Origin of the sequence: Vibrio sp. 10N.247.310.24 (assembly GCF_041467175.1) — a bacterium.
In the GTDB taxonomy this organism is placed as follows: domain Bacteria; phylum Pseudomonadota; class Gammaproteobacteria; order Enterobacterales; family Vibrionaceae; genus Vibrio; species Vibrio tasmaniensis_A.
Genome location: NZ_JBFSUD010000079.1, coordinates 1 through 19,881, shown reverse-complemented (window position 1 = coordinate 19,881; position 19,881 = coordinate 1). Strand labels below are relative to the sequence as shown.

The following is a 19,881-nucleotide window of genomic DNA, read 5'->3' as shown; positions in this document are numbered from 1 at the left end:
GGCGATGCGCGTCTACCTCATTGTTTTTACGCCTGATTATGAGGGGATTCGTAAGCCCAAGGTGTGCTGCAAGTTTTTGCTAATGATGGGCGTTATTTCTATACTGAACGTATAGATTCATTGAATATTCTGGTGGATAATGCTGTTCTAAGGAAATAAATATGAAAAACTTACATAAGATTTTTGAAAAGTACGCATCGGGTATTGAGTTGAAAACGCCACTGTCTGATTTAAGCGTGGATGAGTTAGATGACTTTCTAACATATGTTGAAGACAATTATGAGACTGATGACTTATTAGATATTGTAGGTTCAATTTTTTCTTCAGATAACCCACTTGCAGCTAATCGATCACAAGTCGCTCCTCGTGAAACGTTAATCATTGGTGGTTCGAGACCTAAGACCAATGAATCTAATGAGTCTCAGTATTTAGATATTGGTCTAGAAGAGCAGATTGAGTTAACAATACTCAGAAATTTAAACGACTTATCTGAGTTAGAGCCATTTCGTTTAAGTAATGGGCCTAAGAGGCACATTGCTCGGAAAGTGGTAAAAAAGTATACGACATTCGATTAGGCTTCAAATACAAGACCACCGTTAACGGTGGTTTTTTTATGTCCGATCTTAATGATGAATGAATGTTACCGAAAGCACACCCAACCCACGGGAAACACACTCCTCCTCCCCACCTGAAGCGTTTTCGATCTCATTTTTTCGCAATTCTATTTCAGTGAAATTCTGCCGCCGCTATGGAAGGCTAACAAGCCGCTAGCCCTTTAGGAATAACGGGGTTTGCCGCAAGTTAACAGTGCTCAAAATGGCTTACAGAGCGCTTAGTAAAATTGCGAAGAGTGCAAAAAATTGCAAGGAAATGAAATTTTGATGATCAATGATGATCCGTTTGGGTTTATTAAGCCATTGAAATTATGGCATTTTTGTATTTTAGGTCAGTTTTTAATGATCGTTTGTGTTTTATGACGATCGTTTGAGTTGTTTCTCAGCCCTTATGAGGAAAGGGCTGAGCGCAAATTTAAGATAAAAACGTAATTGCAAAAAAACATCACGCCACTTAGGCCGCCACATTGTCCAAATTGAAGGTTAAATGCAGGTGTTTGGGTACTTCTGGGTCGCTGTTCACGGCATCCATGAACATTTCGCAAGCGGGTATCACTTCATTTTTACAGTAAACGTAATCAAATTTAATCGGGTCTCCACGAGTACCACCGTTTGGAATGATAGCGGCCAGTTCAACAGGGAAGCGGTGACCAGTGATCACCTCTTGCGCGGTGACGTTTTTAATTTTCTCGTACTCATCTTTTGTCGCAATGTCGCCAACGGGTATCAATTGAATCCCTTTCTCGTTGCCGTTTGGAATGTTGATGAACATCGAGCGGAAGTTCCCCACGCCACGGCTTGAAGCCATCTTCTGCTTTAGGTCTTCCTCATCGTCTTTACTCAAGTTCGGGTCAGTCGCATAGAAGATAAAGCCCATGTGCAAACCGTTTTTATAGTAACGGCGACGGAACGTGGTGGAGTCCTGGCTAAGCAAAGCAGATTGAACACAACCAAGGTAATCAGGTCCACCGTAGACTTGCTGCACTGGGTCATATTGCTTGATGAATATAACGTCTTCTTTCTTGTAACTCTTTTGCTTGTCGTCTCGCTCTAAGAATGCGAAGTCACCGTTCTTACGTTTACGTAAATACATCGTAGGGATAGGCCATAGCCCAATGACTTTACCAAAGTAGTTACGAAGCTTAAGCAGGGCAGTGTCACCAAATTCTAAGAAGTCATGTACGGCTGATTGCATTTGCTGCTTCTGCATTCCACCTTGGGTGTAACGGCCCGCAATCATGTTACGGCGAGCCATTAAGATAGAACCGTGATAAGCGTTAGCCCGAGTCAGTTTATTTAAGCCAGCTCTATCGAGTGGCGGTTCCCAGTAGTTTCCGTCCTCGTTGTAGTAAAGCTCATTGTATTCATAGTTGGTGAAATCACGGTCCATGATTTCTGGCTCACCAAAGCTAAACATCAAGCTTTCATCATTAGCGGATTCTTTCGTGATTATTTCTGTTGTCTGTTCAGTGGCTTTGTTGCGTAATTCAATGGAACTAAATCCAGAACCTACGATCTGATCAGCTACGTTCAGTCCCTCTCGTAGCCCTTTGCATAAGCCTCGTTATAAAACAATTAACTGGAAGCAATACAACCAATCACTTATTAACCACGGGTCTCTGACCTTTTGGATTGAGAAAGAGCCGCTTTTTAGCGGCTCTTTATGTTTGAGTTCTAGCTATCACTCAGTAGAGCGTTAACTTTCAAATTTTCTACTTCGCATAATTCGAAGGAAACAGTGCTCGCTTCGCTTCTTCATCACGTTCGGTTTTAAACTCAATGCCTTTGCCGGTTTCGCGAGCGCGCAGTGCAGCAGGGCGGGCGTTGATTGCGTTAAACCAGCGCTTCAAGTTCGGGTAAGGTGATAAGCCTTCTTCACCAAGCACGAAAGGTGCTTTATCAATCCAACCCCATGCAGCAACATCGACAATGGTGTACTCATTTCCGACGAAAAACTCACGACCTTCCATGTGCTTTTCTAACACTTCGTAGTGACGTTGTGCTTCGCGTAGATAACGATTTACCGCGTAATCTAAGCCTGCTGGTGCAGCATGACGGAAGTGTACCGATTGACCAGAATAAGGGCCAAGACCACTCGCAATAAACATCATCCAAGATAGCAGTTCGGCTCTGTCTTCAGGCTTTCCACCTAGCTTGCCCGTCTTCTCTGATAGGTATAGAAGGATGGCGTTGGAATCGAAAACACGTTGTCCTTCATCTTCAATCGCAGGCGTTTTGCCATTTGGATTGATTAAGCGATATTCCGGTGTGTGTTGCTCGCCTTTTAAGGTATCGACAGGAACAAGTTCAAAATCTAGGCCTGTCTCTTCTAGAAACAGAGCGATCTTCATTGGGTTGGGTGTTTGGTGAAAATAGAACTTAAGCATGGGGTAACTCCTTGTATTGGTCATTTATTAAAGCACCGCTTGAACGATCGTTCAATGATTGATTTTTGAATTTTCTGTGAATTGACTGATTTGATATCACACTCTGTGCTTTTTGAACTTGGTTGAGCAAACGTGAATGAGCGTCGACTTGTAGAGAGATAGCATTTTAAGTTGCTGAAATAATTAACATAAAATACACATTTAAGTTTGATGTTGAGCTTCGAAACTTACGAATTTAGATGGAATAGGCGTGTGGGGGCGAAGTTAAATATTCCAAAGTAATTAAGATAGTTCCTCATAACTCGAAGCTATCTGGATATTTGAGCCTACTCTGGCGCATAAAATCGTGATCTGCAGCCACACCTTATGCAACAAATGAATATTAACCTCGGAGATTCTGGTGTGGTTCACAGTTTTTTAATCTTAGGGACTTACATTGGGGGGCAAATCTGATGTGAACACTTAACGACACAGGATCTTTCCATGAAAAAGAACATTATCGCCCTCGCTCTTGGTGGCATGCTCGCTTTTGGCGTAACACCTTATTCTTTTGCCGCTAACGATGGCGCAGTACAAGCTTCAGCAGATTACGCGCAGTTGGTGACTAAGCGACAAGTTGTCGACCAATTACTTCTTGATGCGTTGCAGGCGTTTAAGTCTCCGGCAAGAATTTCTCACGCGGGCTTCACGGCTAAAATGCCAAGCAACATGGAAATAGTGACTAACCGATTGTTAGAAGCGTACCAGCTAGAACCTTACCGTACTGATTTGTTGATCTCGGCTGCGAACGCTCAGATCTACAACAAGAACGCAGAGCGCGCTATTGAGTTGTTTGAACAAGCACTGACGGTTGCGCCAGACGATGTCGACTTGCACGCATATCTTGCGGTTTGGCAAAGATTTGAAGGCAACGACAGTGAATCGAATAAGCACATGGAGAAGCTGGAAAGCCTGAATAAAGGCAAGGCAGAAGACATTAAACGTATTTTTGCAACGGTTGACCGCGTGTTAGAAACACCTCTTAAAGAGTCTGCAGATAAGGGGCTGTTGAGCGACCACGGTGCCATCGTTACTTTGGGCTATGCGCTTAATCCAGATGGTTCTATGCATGGAATCTTGATTGAACGTCTTGAAACGACATTAGCAATGTCGAAAGCTAACCCAGACGCGATGATCGTGTTAACCGGCGGCGTGCCTAAGAACCATAAGACAGAAGGCAAGTTAATGGCGGATTGGCTTATCTCAAAAGGGGTAAGCAAAGACCGTATCATTGAAGAGAACTACGCGACCAGCACGGTAGGCAACGCCTTGTTCAGTAGCTATGCGCTTGCTCGTCATGATATTAAACATGCGACCATTATCAGCTCGGCAAGCCATGTTCGTCGTGGTCAAACTCTGTTTGAAATTGCGAGCTGGCAAACTGGCCCTCAGGGCATTACCTTCGATACGGTCTCTTACCCAGATAAGCCGCTAGAAGATCTTAAGAAAGCGAGTAGTGGTGAGCTTCTAGGCATCTACCGTGACGCACTGAGAACGTATGGTATGTGGAGCTACCGCTCTTACCCACTAGAGTCTCGCTAAGCCCAAGCATTATTTGCGTTTGGGGAAGCACAGTTCGCATTAAACCAAAGCTTCACTTGCTAGTACAATCGAGCACAGCTAGATGGTATGCTGTGCTCCTACTTAATTTAGTGTTTCAAAGGCAAAAAAATGAACCCGATTTTAGCAATGTTGAAAGAGAACAATATTAGCGACGAGCAGATCAGCGAGATATTCAAGACGTTGACCGAGAACCCTCTTGCAGCAATGGCGACAATCAGCCAACTTGGTTTACCACAAGATAAGCTTCAAATGCTGATGGGTCAGGTAATGCAAAATCCTGCGCTAATCAAAGAAGCAGTTGAAGAGCTTGGCCTAGATTTTTCTAAGGTTGAAGCCGCTAAAGAGCAACTTCAAAAATAAGTGAGTTTGACTGAGCTGATATCGTCTTAGCTTAATCAAAATTCAATGAAAAGGTCGTTTAAGTTCAGCAATGGGCTGTCTTAACGGCCTTTTTTGATCTTGGTAGCGATTATTCACGTTGATCAAGTTGCTTAAAATCATCCTCTCCGACCCTATGCATACCGACCATTTCAACACAATTGACAGCAACCTTGCCAAATATGGGCGACTACTGACAATTTACTTACTAGACTTAATTAACCTATGTGCGAGCTGATATGTGCACCTTGATGAACAGAGTTTTTGGATGAAGAAAGCCCCAAATAACAGGGCTAACCGATTTGGGCCATAAGCGCGGTTTATCTATGAGTCACATTAAGGAAAAGAATAAGAGGGCACTCAAATAAGCCCTTTATTGAGCAGTGATTTATAGGAAATTGATTATGAAGTATTTAAAGGAAACCGCTTTAGCAAGCCTTGTGCTGGCTGGGCTTGTTGGTTGTGGCGGTGATTCAGGTTCATCAAGCAGCACGACACCGATTACCTTGAGCGTAAGTGATGCGCCCATTGATGATGTTAAAGACGTCACTGTGACATTCAGTAAGGTGGCTTTACTTCCGGGACAGGGAGGTACGCCATTGGTTTATGACGTGTATAAAACGGACGAAAACGGTAACTACGTGGACAAAAACGGTGACCCATTGCCAGATGGTGAGGATCCTATTCCATTAAGTGTTAATTTATTGGATTACCAAGGCAGCGAGGCGCTTCCTTTGATCAAAAATGAGGTCATCCCGGTCGGCAGTTATAAGTTGTGTGTGTTTGCCCATGATGGTGACCACCCAACAACACCTTCTTACGTTATAGAAAACGATGATACGAACCGTCAGTTGACTGTGAAAGGTGAAGGTGCATGCCCGCAAGGTGTGGGTAAAGAAGATAACGCTGGTGTGCTGTATTTTAACAACTCATTCAATGTGAACCAACAGAGTAACGATTTTGTTGTTGAGTTCGATCTGAGACGCGGCTTAAAGAACAGTTCAAGTCTCCCTGATTACACCATTCAAAGAACGTCTGTGAGCCTTATCAATACGGTTGAGACAGGAAACATTGAAGGTACTGTAGCGACAACAACTTTTGGAGCTTGTAACCCTACAAATGATAATACCTTCGTTCAATCGGTTTATTTGTATGAAGGTGACATCGCTAAAGCTGACATGGCTCCGATTGGTGGTCCTGCGGAGAAAAAACCGATCACTTCAGCGTCAGTGACATTGAATAAAGCGCAGACCAACTATGAGTTTTCTCTGGGCTTCATTGATTCAGGTACTTACTCTTTAGGCTATACCTGTACTGCACAGCATGACAGTGATGAAGACAATGCCGATCCGGTTGCTGATGGTTTTGAAATCTATGATGTTCAAAATAGTGTTCAGGTAGTGGTTGGTCAAGACAGCCAAGTATCGTTTTAAACCTTTAACGTGATTTACCACTCTAATAAATACGGCCTCTCAATTAGAGTAGAGGCCGTTTTTGCTCATGTCACCTAGCTAGCATGAATTTGATGCGCATTGAGTGTGACTCTAGGGAAGTGATAATGTAACTTTGTATCTCTTACTCTAACTTAGCGAAATGTACTCTGGCGTTGATTATGAAATCTAGCTTAAGCATTCGATCTTACACCAAGCAATTTAATACCCATGCTCATGATGACCATCATCAATTGGTATTGCCGATCCAAGGCAGTATCAATATCGAAATGGTGGGGTATGTAGGCAAAGTGGCCGTGGGAGAATGTGTGGTGATTCCGGTAACCACAGCGCATGCGTTTAAGGCGGATGAAGCAGCGCGGTTTATTGTCGCGGATATGGCGGAGTTGCCGCAGCACTTGTTAGAGCATGAGCTCTCGGTTTTCACGATAACGCCACCTTTGATGAGCTTCTTGCTGTTTGTTGAGAAGCAGCTGGAATATCAGGTCGATAGTGGCATTGAATCATCAGTTTTAGATGTGTTTTCACTGCTGTTAGAGCAACAACAAGTTAGCAAGAGCATCGACCCAAGAATCCGTGCGGTACAAAGATTGATAGCGGATAATTACGCCCAACCTCTCTCTATTCCACAACTTGCAGAAACGGCCTGTTTGAGTCCCACTCAATTCAAAAAACGCTTCAAAGAGTGCTTGGGTATCAGTGCGCTTAAATACATCACTCGCTATCGTATGGAGAAAGCTCAAGCCCTGTTAACCCATACCGATTTACCGGTTCAATTGATTGCTGAAAACGTGGGTTATAGTGATGTTTCTGCTTTCAGTCGTCGCTTCTCTCAGCACTTTGGGATGTCTCCAAGGGCGTTTCTAGGCTCAATGAAAGAGAGTCTTTAGAAACAACAATAGCGTCCTTTTAGCAAACTAACTTATATCAATCTTCACTATTATCTATTTCAGAACTGAAAATTGGATAATAGAATTGAATCTTGCCATCAATCGCGTTAACGAATTCCAAATGGGCACTTTGGTCATCTTGTTTGCTTCTATTTTATGGGGCACGACAGGCACCGCCGCAAGTTTTGCACCTGATCTAAGCCCATTAGCGATTGGTGCTTTCTCTATGGGCGTCGGCGGTCTAATGCAAGCGGGCTTGGCGTATCGACAAATCCTATTCGCTTTCGACAAACTTATGCAGAACAAGAAGCTGTTGACAGTGAGTGCTTTGGCTTTAGCGGTCTATCCTTTAGCTTTCTATTCTTCAATGAAATTATCAGGCGTGGCGATCGGTACCGTGGTTTCGATTGCTACCGCACCTTTCTTTTCTGCACTGTTAGAGTGTCTTATTAGCAAAAAGAATAATATCAACAAACGTTGGCTTACTAGCTTTGCGATTGGTGTGGTAGGTATTGGGCTGTTGGTGTTTTCAGAATCTTCATCGGCGAATGAATCCGGTGATGATCTCAAGCTGTTAGGTATTGGCTTAGGTCTGGTCGCTGGGTTGTGTTACGCCATTTATTCTTGGGCGACCAAAGCACTGATCGATAAAGGGATTAAGTCACAAGCGGCGATGGGCAGTATTTTTGGCCTCGGTGCAATGCTGTTGCTGCCAACGCTCTGGTTTACTGGTGAGAACCTGTTCTCCTCGCAGATTAACGTATTAGTCATCAGCTATCTGACGTTAATCCCACAATGCTTGGGCTATATCGCGTTCAGTTTTGGTTTACGCCACGTGACTGCGAGCAGTGCCAATCTGCTGACTCTGTTTGAACCGGTAGTTGCAGCGGTGCTTGCGGTCTGTGTTGTCGGTGAGCTGATTCCTTTTATAGGCTGGTTAGGTATGTCTCTGATTGTGTTGTGCTTGTTTATACAGTCGAATCCATCTAAAGGAACGTTATAAGTATTTGTTTTATAGAGCCTAATTGAAATTTATTCATGCGTAATTAGTATAATTGAATAAAATGAGTATCTCAGTTTTAAGAGTGCTGTTATTATCGCTATCAATAGTCGGGGGGCATATACCTTATTTGGTGTTTGCTGAGATCGTTAGTCGAGACCCGTTGAACCTGATTCAGTTAACACTGGCGTAGGGAACTATAAGCACTCGATCTACGTCTGCACCCATGAAAGCTTTCATGAGCCTAATGCGACTTCTCCTTCGATCGGTGTTCGTTCTCCTGCGTCTTGTAAGATAGTAGGAGCGACAATGACACACAGTTCTATTTCAAAAGATTTAACGCCAAAAGCCTCAACTCCAAAATCCTCAACACAGCAGCACTCTGCTGAAGACACGATTCGCACGAATACTCCGATTGTATTGACTATCGCAGGCTCAGACAGTGGCGGCGGTGCAGGTATCCAAGCGGATATTAAAGCCATGTCTGCCACCGGTAGTTTTGCTTGTTCTGTGATTACCGCTATCACTTCCCAGAACACTCAAGGCGTGTCAGCTATTTTTCCTATTCCACTCGACCATGTCGCTAGCCAGTTAGATGCGGTTTTTACTGATCTCAATATCGTGGCAGTGAAAGTCGGCATGTTGGCCGATTCGCAAATCATCAAAGTCGTTGCAGACAAAATTAAGCAATACCGACCTAAGCATCTTGTGATTGACCCTGTGATGGTCGCGACAAGTGGTGATCTTCTTCTAGAAAACTCAGCTATCACGACGCTGAAACAAGAATTGATTCCGCTGGCAGACATTATCACCCCTAACTTGCCAGAAGGCGCGGCGTTAACAGGCAAGCCGGTACCTGAAAGCGAAGCTGAAATGCAGGGCATGATTGAAGATTTACGCGCACTAGGTGCTAAAGCTGTCCTGTTAAAAGGCGGTCACTTAGAGAAGGATGAGAACAGTAACGACTTACTGATTCTGCCAACTACATCTGCTTTGATTAGCGCGAAGCGTTTTCCTACCAAAAATACCCATGGTACGGGCTGTACGCTCTCTTCTGCTATCGCTTCTTTCTTGGCTCAAGGCAACTCGCTTCCAGAGGCTGTCGACCTAGGTAAACAATACATTTCACGCGCGATTGCTCATGCCGACGAACTTCAAGTTGGTCAAGGCCATGGCCCGGTAAATCACTTCTTCGCTGGGCACGGTAATGTCCGTTAATACGGTTGGCGTTCAACTCAGCAATGCCTCCTTACGTTATAACGACAGCGAGCACGTAACCTTATCGGGATTGTCGCTTAGCTTAAATGCAGGTAAGTGGACGGTATTGTTGGGTAGAAGTGGCTGCGGGAAAACCACGGTATTACGTTATCTGGCAGGCTTGTTGGACGACAAGGTAGAGTGGCAGGGCACATTGGCAACCTCTGATGAATTGTCTTTAACGGACCGCATCGCTTACATGGCGCAGCAGGATTTGTTACTGCCATGGCTGTCGGTTATCGACAATGTATGCCTGAGTCATCGCTTTCAAAATCCAGCTTCTGATAAAGCACTTCAAACCAATCAAGCACTAGAGTTATTAGCTGCGGTTGGTTTGGCTGATCACGCGTCTACTATGCCAGATCAATTGTCTGGCGGTATGCGTCAGCGTGTTGCTTTGGCTCGCACTTTAATGCAAGACAAACCAGTGGTACTGATGGACGAGCCTTTCTCTGCGCTGGATGCGGTAACAAGACACAAGTTACAGAGCTTAGCGTGTGAATTGTTAAGAGATAAAACCGTTGTGTTGATTACCCATGATCCACAAGAAGCGGTGCGTTTGGCAGATAACTTGTATGTGTTACAAGGCACGCCTGCAAGCGCTCAGTCATTGTCTGTGCCTAATACCGCGACACCAAGAGTGCTAGACGGTGAATGTGCTGAGCTGCAACAAGCGATCTTAGATCAGTTGGAGCGTGATTATGAATGATCTAACGCGAAGCGAAGTTGGGGCTCGTTCAGCTAACGTACAGACTACCACTACACCTCCTCGTCAGATGAATCCCGTTATGCGTTTGCTTATCAGCAGTGCTGTGATTCTCGGTTTATGGCAAATGGTGGTGGTTATCTTTGAGATGCCTAGCTTCATTCTGCCTGCGCCTGCAGAAGTCTTTTTAAAACTTACTGAACGTTACGATGTGCTACTCAAACACACTTGGGTGACTGCGCAGGAGATCTTACTTGGTCTATTGCTCGGTTTATCCATGGGGCTGTTTTTCGCCCTACAGATGTTGATGTTCGAGCCGCTGAAACGTTGGTTGTTGCCTATCTTAATTGCTAGCCAAGCCATCCCTGTGTTTGCGATCGCACCAGTGTTGATGTTGTGGCTGGGTTATGGCATAGCGTCAAAAGTGGTGATGGCGGCGATCATTATCTTCTTCCCCGTGACCACTTGTTGTTACGACGGTCTGCGAAATACTCCGACGGGTTATCTTGATCTTGCTAAGACCATGGGTGCCTCGAAATGGCAATTGCTCCGTTATATCCAACTGCCTGCTGCGCTGCCAACTTTGGCGTCTGGCATTCGTGTCGCTGTGGTTATTGCCCCAATTGGCGCAGTCGTCGGCGAGTGGGTGGGTTCGAGTGAAGGCCTGGGTTACCTAATGCTGCAAGCCAACGCACGCATGATCATTGATGAGATGTTTGCGGCCTTATTCATCTTGGCGGTGCTGTCTATCTCGCTCTACTTCGTCACCGATAAATTACTCAAAAAAGCTATCCCTTGGGAAAACCAGTGATGGTTCGCTCAATAACACTTGTTTAATAAAGCTTCGCTCACGCTATTTATCTAAACAAAACTTCGTTAAAAATTAGCTCGATACACACAATAATAATATTCAAAAGGAAAGGTTAACTATGAAAAACACCAAATTGGTAGGTGCCGTGGCACTGCTTGCTTCGCTAGTTTCAGGTCATGCATTGGCGGATTCTGAACAAAAAAAACTGACATTGATGTTGGATTGGTTTGTGAACCCGAACCATGGCCCGATTGTTATTGCTCAAGAGCGTGGCTACTTTGCTGACCAAGGCTTAGAGGTTGAAATTCAAGAGCCAGCTGACCCAAGCACGCCAGCAAAATTGGTCGCAGCAGGTAAGGTCGATCTTGCAGTCACTTACCAACCAAGCTTAACCATGGATGTAGCGGCAGGTTTGCCTCTCGTTCGTGCATCTACTCTTATCGCAACGCCACTGAATACGTTGATGGTTTTAGATAATGGCAAGAACGATTCACTAGCGGATCTGAAAGGCAAAAAGATCGGTATTGCGATTGCGGGTAACGAAGAAGCGACCATCGGCACCATGCTAGCTCAAGAAAATGTTGCGTTTACAGACGTGCAAACCATCAATGTCGGTTGGGCACTGTCGTCTTCATTGGCATCAGGCAAGGTAGACGCAATTTGGGGTGGCTTACGTAACTTCGAAACTAACCAGTTAGCCCTTGAAGGCTTTAAAGCGAAAGCATTCTTCCCAGAAGAGCACGGTGTACCCGCTTACGACGAGCTTATCTTTGTTGCGAACGCAAAGCAGCACGACGATGAAGCGATCAAAGCGTTCAACAAAGCACTTGAGCAAGCAACGACTTACATTGTGAACCACCCACAAGAGTCATGGAGTGAATTTGTGGCGTACTCACCAGATACGTTGAACAACGAACTTAACCAACGCGCATGGAACGACACGCTGACTCGTTTTGCACTTCGCCCTTCTGCTGTAGATATGAAGCGTTACGATGATTACGCGCAGTTCATGTTCGACAAAGGCATTATCAAATCACTACCAAAAGCCGCTGATTACGTGCCGACTTTTGACTAAGGAATCTCATGAAATACCAAGACTTAATCCAAGCTTGTCAGCAAGATTGGCAAGACTACACCGAGCATGATTTTGTTAAAACGCTGGCGAACGGCACCCTCGCTCAGCCGTGTTTTTTGCATTACCTGAAGCAAGATTTTCTGTTTTTGAAGCAGTATGCTCGCGCTTATGCATTGGCAATTTACAAGGCTAAAACCTTGGCTGATATGCGTCGTGCACTGCCAAGTGTTCATGCGCTGCTAGATTCTGAAATCTCTCACCATGTGACTTACTGTGGTCAGTGGGGGTTAACCGAATCTGACCTAGAAAACGAACCGGAAGATTTCGGTACGGTGGCTTACACGCGCTACGTTCTAGATGCGGGTATGACGGGTGATCTTGTCGACTTATATGCGGCATTGGCTCCGTGTTCAATTGGTTACGCTGTTATCGGTAAAGTGTTGTTAGAGAGCAGTGATACCGTATTAGAAGGCAACCCATACGCGAGCTGGCTTCAGCTTTACGGCGGAGAAGAGTTCCAATCTGGCGTGGCAACGGGCGCAGAATACTTCAATCAGCTGCTTGCTGAAATTGATATCAACAGCGAGCGCGGTCAGAACATCGTTCATATCTTCAAAACGGCAACGCGTATGGAAGTGGCTTTTTGGCAGCAAGGGCTGAATGCACTTAATGACTAATCACGGCTAAACCTTGTCGCTAGCCAACCTGCAGCGGCTTAAAACGACTTTCTCGAATAAGGATTTACCCATGCTAACTGAACAAATCATCCAATCGTTGCGCGCAGTACGAGAGCAAAAACCACTGGTTGTGAACATCACCAACTACGTCGTGATGAACAATACGGCCAATGCGTTATTGGCGATTGGCGCTTCGCCTATCATGGCGCACTCGCAGCAAGAACTGGCTGAGATGATGTCTTTCTCTGGCGCGCTTGTGATCAACATTGGCACGCTCGACAGTGTTTGGACGCCAAGAATGTGTTTTGCTGTTGAGCAAGCGAACGCGAACAACAAGGTGGTGGTTCTTGACCCGGTGGGTTGTGGCGCAAGTACGCTGCGTACCGAGACTTCTCGTGAAATTGCACGTTTAGCGGATAAGTTAATCATTCGTGGTAATGCGTCTGAGATTATCGCGTTAGCGGGTGAGCAAGCGCAGAGCAAAGGCGTTGATGCGCTAGATAGCAGTGATGCTGCATTAGGCGCAGCGCAATGCTTAGTCGCTGAATACGGTGCGAATGTGGTGATTTCTGGTGAGACAGATTACGTTGTCACCAAAGACAGTGTTGTGACGTTAAACAACGGTCATCCAATGATGCCGTATGTAACCGGCATGGGTTGTACCTTAACGGCATTGACGGGCGCATTTGCTGCTGTTGGTGATGAAAGTGGTTTGGCTGCTGCGGCGGTATTGGGTGTGGTTGGTGAAATCTCGGCTGAGAGCTCACGCGGCCCTGGTAGCTTGCAAATGAACTTACTTGATGAGTTATATCAATTGGATGAAGAGACTCTGATTCAACGTTTGAAGGTTCAGTAGATTCAATCTGGCTATAAGCATTTAGCTCACTAAAAAGCCCCCAACACGAATGTGCTGGGGGCTTTCTTATTATATAAACCGTGTTCGCTATGTTTTCAATAAGCGAGGCTCTAAATAACAGAGACTTTGAATAACAGAGACAGAAAGTTAGCTAGGTTCTAAATCGATTCACTTGGTTTTCTAAGTGATGAGCAACTTCGGTTAAGTCGCTCGCTGCGCCAGAAATGCTGCTTACAGACTCTTGGTTGCTCTGCGCGATGGTATTGGCACCTTGCGCGTTTTCACCCAGTGACTTGGTCAAGCAATCTTGCTCATCTACAGATACTGCAATTTGGCTGTTGGCCTGATTCAAATCTTGGATGTGTTGGTTAATCACATGTAAGTTCTGAGAAGCTTGTTGTGCCTGAGTTGAAGCATCTGAAACCGTGCTGTGACTCTCTTTAATCGACTCTAACGCATCTTTAGCGCCACGTTGCAGTGAGGTGATGAGTTCATCAATCTGGCTTGCAGAATCTTGAGTACGCTTAGCGAGCGTTCTTACTTCATCGGCTACGACAGCAAATCCGCGACCTTGTTCACCCGCACGAGCGGCTTCAATGGCAGCGTTCAATGCCAATAGGTTAGTTTGCTCAGAAACGCCTTTGATTACTTCAAGAATGGCACCAATGTTCATCGACTCTTTGTGTAGATCAGTCACTTTCTGGCTGCTCACCTGCATGCTTTCATCAGCGCTGCCAATTTCATGCAGTGTTTTATCTACTTCTTTTAGACCCATCGCCACATTCTCGGTCGCTTGGTTTGCAACTTGAGACGCGTGGTTAGCACTTGCAGCAATTTCTGATGTGCTCGAAGCCAACTGATCGGCGGCTGACGAGATATTGATCACCTCGCTGTTCAACTGGGTCGCGTTAGTTGAGCTGGTGTTAGTCACTTGATTAAGCGACTCCGACATCTCACCAATACGCACACTAGAGCGGTTCACTTGGCCGACAATATCGCGCAGAGATTCAATGGTGATCTCCATGTTGGTCAGCAGTTCGCCAATCTCGTTCTTGCTCTCGATGTTCACTTCAACATTTAAGTTGCCTTGAGAAAGCTCATTGGTGATCTGTTTAACCTGTGCGATGCCTTTGGTAATAGAACGAGTCACCAACACGGCGCTCGTCATGCCAATCACCAAAGCCACACCCGTTAGCAAGAAGATGATTTGAACTGAACGTTTCTCACTGGCTTGAAGCTCTGGCGTTAATGCTTGTTTCTGTTGCTCTAGAATACTTTGAGCATCGGCTACCGAGATAGCCAAGCTGTCACCAATCGAGGCAAGCGTTGCAGTTCTTTGCGTGTTCTCAATCATCTGCTGATGAACTTGTTCAAAGCCTTTTGCATACGCTTCGCGCTGGTTAGAGAAATCTTCAATCAACTCGCTTTGGTAAGGGGATGATTTAAGAGACTCAATGTCGCCTTCAATACCCGGCAACGCGTATTCAAAGATATCTTTACCCGCTTCATAGGTTTTTAGGTCGTTGTTGTTTGAGTAACTCAGTACAGTGATCTTGGCTGCGAGGAAGTTCTCCATCAACATACCCGCGTATAAGCTCGCGTTTGGATCATTGTTGTTGTAAGACTCATACAACAAGCTCTGCGCGGCTTTGAGGGCGTTGGTTTCTCGTTTGACCATCTCAACATTCACCAATTGGTCGATGAGCAGCTGGCTCTGTTTCATTGAGCCATAAGCCGTGTCAAATGCCGCCACGCTGTCTCGCACTAATTGCAGGCTAGCTAGGCTATCGGTTTTGGTGGTGGTTTGGATTAAGTTGTTGAGCAGTTCATCAATCGCGAGTTTGCTTGATTGATAATTCGTTTCGTATTGCTCATCCAATGACTCTAAGTAACGTTCAGAGGCTAAGCGCATCTGCAGAAAATGCACTTGAATGTTGCCTGACAGTGTCGCTTTCTGGCTAAGTACACTGTATTGGCTAAAGCCGTTCGACAAGGTTTGGATACCTTTGTAACTCACAAAGCCTGAAATGACGAAAAAGAGCAAGCAGATGGCATAACCTAGCTTGATCTTAAATGCTATAGAAAGGTGGCGCATAACTATCCCTATATTTACCTGATTCCTTCACTGCGAAGTATTCCATAAAACAGTGTTCTGGGCAGGCTTAAGTGAATAGTTTGTGTAATAAGTAACGCTTTCGTTAAAAAATCCGGTTTTTTAGTATCGTTTCAATGGGTTGCATATTTGTTGGAGCATGCTTAATTGAGCTAATTGTTTATTAACTTCCATGCACATGATGCAAATTGTCGGTAAAATAGTAGAAACGCAATTTAGACTCCGACTCCAAAGGCACGATATGAACCCTTATAAGCTCTACTTGGTTACTGATGACCTGCAAGATCTTGAAACGCTTAAGTTTGTCGTTGAACAAGCAATCGCTGGTGGTGTCACTATGGTTCAAGTAAGAGAGAAGCATGGAGATGTCAGAGCTTTTATTGAACGTGCGCAGGCCGTTAAGTCGATTTTGGCTGGCTTTGGTGTCCCGCTGATCATTAACGATCGGGTAGACGTTGCGTTGGCTGTGGATGCTGACGGCTTACATTTAGGACAGTCTGATATGCCTGCAGAGTTAGCACGCCAGTTGATAGGTCCAGATAAGATTCTTGGGTTATCAATTGAAACTGAACAGCAGTTACAAGAAGCCGATAGCTTACCGATCGATTACATTGGCCTCAGTGCGCTTTTTGCCACACCGACCAAGACGAATCTAAAGAAACATTGGGGCTATGATGGAATTAAAATGGCGTTGGAGACAACGAAGCTACCGATTGTCGGTATTGGTGGAATTAACGAATCGAACATCCCGCAGTTAGTTGAGAGCGGTATTCATGGGTTAGCACTGGTATCTGCGATATGTCACGCTGAAGATCCAAAACAAGCGACGCAGGATCTGTTGGCTCTAATGGGGGAGTGAAGGGGTATCGGCTAGAAAACAAATGAGGTTAACCATTTGTTTTCTAGTTAAACAACAGGCTCATAGAAAGGCTAAATTGGCCTATCGCTTGAGCTTTTAAGACAATTTATTGAATACACAGTTTTGTTTACTGAGCGCATAAAGCAACAGTACCGATGATCATAAGAACGATCGCGGCATACCAGCCGTATTGTGCGGTCTTATCAGCAACAAACACCTTAATGTAGTTAAGTTCTTCATGCGCCATTGCAATGAAGTCCGTGTAGTTAATCGATAACTCGCGGCTCGCTTCTTTCAAGTCTTGCTGAAGTTTGTTGAAAGCCTCATCGATGAAGCCTTTTGTTTCTGAAACAGACGGAGTAGCAACCAAAGTTAAGCTATTCCAAACTGCCATACGCGATTCATACTCGCTTTCACTGACACAATTAAGTACGCGTAAATCATACTCTCGTTTGTTACGCTCTTTGCCCATTTTCTCAGGGCAAATATTTCTTAAAACGTTCACGACAAATTTTCCAAAAGGTTCATTTAGATATAAAAAAGCACTCGAAGAGGGCTCATAAACTGGGTGCGAATCAATATTCAAAAGTGATCTATTTGAAGCTTTCACAAGTGGTTGCAGGGCAGGGGCACTTATGTGGGAGATTTGAAGTTGGGTCAGTGGTGTTAAAGAGCGATTTGGGTTTGTCGATATCAGTTTGATAAGACAAACCCTTTGGGATCGCATACTAGTTATGTCACTTTGGGATATCAACTAGGGTGTTTTATCCACACGACAAAGAAAATTATCGGCACGAAAAGCGGAAATGAGGTAGTGCTGGAGAAAACACCACCGTCATTGATTTAGGATTCCGTTGCTGAAATAGGTGAACTCAAGGATTGGGGGAGATTAGTTGGCTTGCCATTGATTGTTCTCTAATGAGTGGCCTTTTAGTTTTTCAAGTAAACTTGTTAACACTGGCCCATTGATATGGCTGCGAGACACTAAGCAACCCACTGGAGTAATCCAACCACCATGCTCGTGTGCCACTGGCAGTGCTACGAGATCGCCTTTCTGAATTCCTTCCATCACCATCATTTCAGGCACATTTGCCCAGCCAACATTCTGTTCAACGAGATCGATGATTGTTTTGTGGTTGTTGGCATACCAAAGCATGGAGCTGATGCCATAAGTGAACCACAATTCGCGCTGCTTCGAGCTACGATGCACACATTGGCGGTAGCGCTTTAGGTCTGAGTCTTGAACGACGGGCATTTGGCTCAGCTCGTGAGTGGCGGAGCTAACTGTAAGAAAACGTGCTTGACCCAGTAAGAAGAAGTCCATATCTACTTTAAGTTCACCATCCGCATAGATGATGCCAATTTGTGCTTTTCCGCGTCTGACTAAGTCTTCAACATCGAAGGTTGAGGTGGTAATAATATCGAAGTGTGTGATTGGAAACTGGTCGGCTAGTGAGCTGATTATCTTAATAAAATTCTTATCTATGATGCTCTCATCAATGGCAATGATCAGTTCGTGTTCATCTTCTTGTGTCAGCGATTCTACTTTTTGGTCGAAGTACTTTTGTTGGTCGAGAATCGACTTAGCGACAGGCAATAACGTTTTACCTGTGTTGGTCAAAACAGGGATGTTTTTCTCGCGGTTAAATAGCTCTTGGTTGATGGCAATTTCTAGGTTGGCGATCGATTGGCTGACACCAGACTGAGCGCGTTTCAGCTTGCGTGCTGCAGCAGAAAAAGAGCCACTTTCACACACGGTGACGAAGACTTTTAGTTGCTCAAAACTGTACATGTTACTTCTCGCTCAATAGCAAATGGGATGATAATGCTCAAGCTATCACTAATCGTGATGGCTGTTAACTTTCTCTTATTATTTCCGATGACATAATCCGAGCTAATCCAACACATACTAGATTATTTAGAGGAATGTATGAGTACGTTAGAAAGAGTGTTCCACTCAGTGTTATTCGAAGCTTTGGCCGTAACACTTTCAATTATAGGCTTGGCGATATTTACCGATCATGATGTGAATGCCTTATCAGGAACCATGATAGTTGTCGCGACACTCGCGATGATTTGGAACTACTGTTTCAACCGCATTTTTGATCGCTACTTCACGGGTGAAAAATCAAAGCGTTCGCTTAAGCTGAGAATATTCCATGTGGTTTTGTTTGAAGCAGGCTTGTTGATAGCGACGATCCCAGTGATGGCTTTCTTGCTTAATGTGGGGATTTGGCAGGCATTCTTAATGGATATCGGCGTGACCATTTTTATTACCATTTACGCGTTTGTGTTTAATCTGATTTACGATCACGTGAGATCGTTCTTGGTACGCAGATCTTTCGCGGTTAAATTTGGAGCGAGCTAAAAGTGGTCTTAATCCTGGCGAGGGAGAAGTAACCTCGTCATTCTAAGCTCATCTCCGTCAACACTCCCTCAAAAAAGCGCAAAACGCTTTTAACCGATCCTTCGGGAAGCGTTTTGCTTTTTAGTGATGCAACGTTATCGGCTTCCCGAGTAGCCCACTTATTGTTGGCAGTTCACTTGAAAATCGATTAGAGCGCTTAGGCTTTTTCGGTTTTCTGCGTGTCATCCAATGCAAAGTAGATTTTAGAAACAATCACTTCGGCAACCAGAATGGTAAATACCACTGCAAAGAAGGCGACGACACCGTTCCAAGGCCCCGTGAAATCCACTTTGTTACCAAATAAGATATTGATGGCTTCTAGCATCACGAATTTTGAACCGACGAGAATCACATAGCTCGACAGGCCTCTGTAGATCTTAGGGGCAGTGCCGGGTTTCGACTTGAAGTAATCCGCGAGCTTATGTTCTAAGCCGATAGACAACTTGAGCAACAGCTGTAGCAAAATCGCAGCAGCAAATGAGATGGTGAAAGACTCGATATTGACGAAGTCCCAATATTCATCAAAAAAATTGAGAACGGTTAAATCAACGAGTACGGCGAGTGTGTAACCGACAAAGAGCCGTTGGGGCGTATTAAATCCATATACTTTTTCTATATTGCTCATCTACATCTTCCTGAGTAAAGGGTCATAAAAAACTTAGGAGATAAACTTATAACTTTCAAACGCTTATTATTTTATATGCGAAACAGCTCTTAAAGTGGGAGTGGCGCATTATGGTAAGGGCTCTTCTCCGCTTAGATGAGCTTGATTTCTGGGTAAAAGGTAGAGTGAGTTTC

At 44.7% G+C, this 19,881-nt stretch carries 20 protein-coding genes, 1 pseudogene and 1 riboswitch; of the genes and pseudogenes, 15 read left to right on the top strand and 6 right to left on the bottom strand.

Translation table 11 applies throughout. From position 1 onward, the window contains the following. Nucleotides 1-161 precede the first annotated feature (161 nt). Complete coding sequence (locus tag AB6E08_RS18930) at nucleotides 162-575, top strand: hypothetical protein (protein ID WP_372064180.1); 414 nt, start codon at nucleotides 162-164, stop codon at nucleotides 573-575. Between the two features lie 493 nt (nucleotides 576-1,068). Here AB6E08_RS18930 and AB6E08_RS18925 read toward each other — a convergent pair whose 3' ends face one another. Beyond that, nucleotides 1,069-2,031, bottom strand: coding sequence for a phage portal protein (locus AB6E08_RS18925; RefSeq protein ID WP_372064182.1), 963 nt, complete (start codon nucleotides 2,029-2,031; stop codon nucleotides 1,069-1,071). Between the two features lie 133 nt (nucleotides 2,032-2,164). On the opposite strand from AB6E08_RS18925, the pseudogene AB6E08_RS18920 reads away from it, so the two are divergent. Continuing rightward, nucleotides 2,165-2,263, top strand: a pseudogene (locus AB6E08_RS18920) (IS5/IS1182 family transposase); the annotation flags it as partial. Between the two features lie 63 nt (nucleotides 2,264-2,326). On the opposite strand, the gene AB6E08_RS18915 reads toward AB6E08_RS18920, so the two are convergent. Continuing rightward, nucleotides 2,327-3,001: a glutathione S-transferase family protein gene (locus tag AB6E08_RS18915; RefSeq protein ID WP_372064178.1), complete on the bottom strand. Its 675-nt coding sequence runs from the start codon at nucleotides 2,999-3,001 to the stop codon at nucleotides 2,327-2,329. Nucleotides 3,002-3,484: 483 nt separating this feature from the next. On the opposite strand from AB6E08_RS18915, the gene AB6E08_RS18910 reads away from it, so the two are divergent. The 11 genes from AB6E08_RS18910 to thiM all read left to right on the top strand — a co-directional run bounded on the left by AB6E08_RS18910 (nucleotide 3,485) and on the right by thiM (nucleotide 13,704). Beyond that, on the top strand, nucleotides 3,485-4,582 hold the full coding sequence (locus tag AB6E08_RS18910; RefSeq protein ID WP_017101509.1) for a YdcF family protein: 1,098 nt from the start codon (nucleotides 3,485-3,487) through the stop codon (nucleotides 4,580-4,582). Between the two features lie 129 nt (nucleotides 4,583-4,711). Further along, entirely contained in the window at nucleotides 4,712-4,963 is a 252-nt protein-coding gene (locus tag AB6E08_RS18905) for a DUF2999 family protein (RefSeq protein ID WP_009844829.1), read from the top strand. 422 nt (nucleotides 4,964-5,385) lie between these two features. After that, nucleotides 5,386-6,414 carry a DUF4382 domain-containing protein gene (locus tag AB6E08_RS18900; protein WP_372064176.1) on the top strand — a complete coding sequence of 343 codons (1,029 nt, stop codon included), beginning with the start codon at nucleotides 5,386-5,388 and terminating at the stop codon, nucleotides 6,412-6,414. A 179-nt stretch (nucleotides 6,415-6,593) separates the two neighbouring features. Then, the gene (locus tag AB6E08_RS18895; protein WP_102312703.1) at nucleotides 6,594-7,322 is read left to right on the top strand and encodes an AraC family transcriptional regulator; all 729 of its coding nucleotides are present in this window, start codon (nucleotides 6,594-6,596) and stop codon (nucleotides 7,320-7,322) included. 85 nt (nucleotides 7,323-7,407) lie between these two features. Next, nucleotides 7,408-8,325, top strand: a complete 918-nt coding sequence (locus tag AB6E08_RS18890) for a DMT family transporter (protein ID WP_372064173.1) — start codon at nucleotides 7,408-7,410, stop codon at nucleotides 8,323-8,325. A gap of 98 nt (nucleotides 8,326-8,423) precedes the next feature. Then, a riboswitch (TPP riboswitch) is annotated at nucleotides 8,424-8,535 on the top strand. A 96-nt stretch (nucleotides 8,536-8,631) separates the two neighbouring features. Further along, on the top strand, nucleotides 8,632-9,540 hold the full coding sequence (gene thiD, locus AB6E08_RS18885; protein WP_372064171.1) for a bifunctional hydroxymethylpyrimidine kinase/phosphomethylpyrimidine kinase: 909 nt from the start codon (nucleotides 8,632-8,634) through the stop codon (nucleotides 9,538-9,540). Continuing rightward, the gene (locus AB6E08_RS18880; RefSeq protein ID WP_372064169.1) at nucleotides 9,530-10,288 is read left to right on the top strand and encodes an ABC transporter ATP-binding protein; all 759 of its coding nucleotides are present in this window, start codon (nucleotides 9,530-9,532) and stop codon (nucleotides 10,286-10,288) included. The genes thiD and AB6E08_RS18880 overlap by 11 nt, the downstream gene beginning before the upstream one ends. After that, on the top strand, nucleotides 10,281-11,096 hold the full coding sequence (locus tag AB6E08_RS18875) for an ABC transporter permease (protein WP_372064167.1): 816 nt from the start codon (nucleotides 10,281-10,283) through the stop codon (nucleotides 11,094-11,096). Before AB6E08_RS18880 ends, AB6E08_RS18875 begins: the two co-directional genes overlap by 8 nt. A gap of 118 nt (nucleotides 11,097-11,214) precedes the next feature. Beyond that, on the top strand, nucleotides 11,215-12,171 hold the full coding sequence (locus AB6E08_RS18870; protein WP_017067315.1) for an ABC transporter substrate-binding protein: 957 nt from the start codon (nucleotides 11,215-11,217) through the stop codon (nucleotides 12,169-12,171). 8 nt (nucleotides 12,172-12,179) lie between these two features. Continuing rightward, nucleotides 12,180-12,848 carry a thiaminase II gene (gene tenA / locus AB6E08_RS18865; RefSeq protein WP_017096376.1) on the top strand — a complete coding sequence of 223 codons (669 nt, stop codon included), beginning with the start codon at nucleotides 12,180-12,182 and terminating at the stop codon, nucleotides 12,846-12,848. Nucleotides 12,849-12,918: 70 nt separating this feature from the next. Continuing rightward, nucleotides 12,919-13,704, top strand: coding sequence for a hydroxyethylthiazole kinase (gene thiM, locus AB6E08_RS18860; protein WP_372064164.1), 786 nt, complete (start codon nucleotides 12,919-12,921; stop codon nucleotides 13,702-13,704). A gap of 151 nt (nucleotides 13,705-13,855) precedes the next feature. Here thiM and AB6E08_RS18855 read toward each other — a convergent pair whose 3' ends face one another. Then, nucleotides 13,856-15,799, bottom strand: a complete 1,944-nt coding sequence (locus tag AB6E08_RS18855; RefSeq protein ID WP_372064162.1) for a methyl-accepting chemotaxis protein — start codon at nucleotides 15,797-15,799, stop codon at nucleotides 13,856-13,858. Nucleotides 15,800-16,058: 259 nt separating this feature from the next. Here AB6E08_RS18855 and thiE point away from each other — a divergent pair, with 259 nt between their 5' ends. After that, nucleotides 16,059-16,676, top strand: coding sequence for a thiamine phosphate synthase (thiE, locus tag AB6E08_RS18850; protein WP_372064160.1), 618 nt, complete (start codon nucleotides 16,059-16,061; stop codon nucleotides 16,674-16,676). Between the two features lie 127 nt (nucleotides 16,677-16,803). Here thiE and AB6E08_RS18845 read toward each other — a convergent pair whose 3' ends face one another. Then, nucleotides 16,804-17,148 carry a hypothetical protein gene (locus AB6E08_RS18845; protein WP_009844840.1) on the bottom strand — a complete coding sequence of 115 codons (345 nt, stop codon included), beginning with the start codon at nucleotides 17,146-17,148 and terminating at the stop codon, nucleotides 16,804-16,806. A gap of 417 nt (nucleotides 17,149-17,565) precedes the next feature. After that, complete coding sequence (locus AB6E08_RS18840) at nucleotides 17,566-18,468, bottom strand: LysR family transcriptional regulator (protein WP_372044064.1); 903 nt, start codon at nucleotides 18,466-18,468, stop codon at nucleotides 17,566-17,568. A gap of 138 nt (nucleotides 18,469-18,606) precedes the next feature. Between AB6E08_RS18840 and AB6E08_RS18835 the strand changes: the two genes are divergently transcribed. Then, a complete protein-coding gene (locus tag AB6E08_RS18835; protein ID WP_372064158.1) occupies nucleotides 18,607-19,044 on the top strand; it encodes a PACE efflux transporter in 438 nt (145 codons plus the stop codon). A 196-nt stretch (nucleotides 19,045-19,240) separates the two neighbouring features. Here the strand turns inward: AB6E08_RS18835 and AB6E08_RS18830 are convergent, their stop codons facing one another. Then, complete coding sequence (locus tag AB6E08_RS18830; protein WP_372044066.1) at nucleotides 19,241-19,708, bottom strand: hypothetical protein; 468 nt, start codon at nucleotides 19,706-19,708, stop codon at nucleotides 19,241-19,243. Nucleotides 19,709-19,881 lie beyond the last annotated feature (173 nt).